The sequence below is a fragment of the Paenibacillus tyrphae genome (assembly GCF_027925525.1).
Classification (GTDB): domain Bacteria; phylum Bacillota; class Bacilli; order Paenibacillales; family NBRC-103111; genus Paenibacillus_G; species Paenibacillus_G tyrfis_B.
In genome coordinates, this window is record NZ_BSDJ01000094.1 from 1 (window position 1) to 599 (window position 599).

At 49.1% G+C, this 599-nt stretch carries 1 protein-coding gene; it reads right to left on the reverse strand.

What is annotated here, in order from left to right; genetic code table 11:
* Positions 1–104: 104 nt before the first annotated feature.
* Positions 105–599: RICIN domain-containing protein (locus QMG93_RS34995; protein WP_281944518.1), on the reverse strand; the 495-nt coding region annotated here is incomplete at its 5' end.

Here is a 599-nt window from a genome sequence, read left to right on the forward strand (position 1 = left end):
CGCGCCGGCGCAGGGAAAGTTGCTACGGAAAAGTTAATAATCGTCGCAATTTGAAAAAGACTGTAAGCATGTCTCATGGAAACACACTCACAGTCTGACATACGCTATTCGACGACTTCCATCCTCCACTTTTGCCGGTCAAGTACGGGATCAGGCTCGCTTAAGCTCAGCCCGTTTCCGTTTTCTGAAACCTCAAACACTTTCCCGTTATGAACTGAAGATATGCTTACGGTACCGTCTTCGTTCCGATGGAGCAGCCATCGCTGATTGTTAAAGCCAAGGTAGCTATACAACTGGATTTTGTTTTGTCCCGTATCGAGATCCAAAGCTTTGCCTTCCAGGGTACGGATAGAGTAGGAGCCATGCTCATCGCCTGTAGGCACCAAAACCCAAGCTTGCGCGGCTTCGCCTTCTCCGGCAACCTTAAGAGTGGCCGGCTCCCCGTTTTCCGATTTGGACGTATAAAGAAATCCGTCAGTCGCGATATTCGTGAATCTTGCCTTTTGCAGCTTAGCCGCTTGCATTGAGCTGGCTTTAACATTTTGATAATAAGCCTGGCCTCCGAATACATGCAGCCCGAAGTGTCCATCTGCAAACGT